Genomic DNA, 217 nt, shown 5'->3' with positions numbered 1-217 from the left:
TTGCCGATGCGGGCTACGGCAGTGAGCCAAACTATCAATTCGTTAAAGAGAAATTGGGTAAGATTCCCTTGATTCCTTACACCATGTATCTGAAAGAACAATCGAAGAAATATCGCACTGATCTGAGTAAAGTGATGAATTGGGAATATCATGCCAAAGACGATTACTACGTGGATAATCACCACATCCGCTTTTCATATTACGGCATGAGCCATCG

General features: G+C 41.9%; 1 pseudogene. It reads left to right on the top strand.

The features are described from left to right. Window positions 1-217 (top strand): annotated as a pseudogene (locus LPKJCM_RS13115) (IS5/IS1182 family transposase); the annotation flags it as partial.

This window comes from Lentilactobacillus parakefiri (assembly GCF_002157585.1).
GTDB lineage: Bacteria > Bacillota > Bacilli > Lactobacillales > Lactobacillaceae > Lentilactobacillus > Lentilactobacillus parakefiri.
The sequence above is the reverse complement of the archived record's forward strand: the minus strand, read 5'-3'. Positions and strand labels throughout refer to the sequence as shown.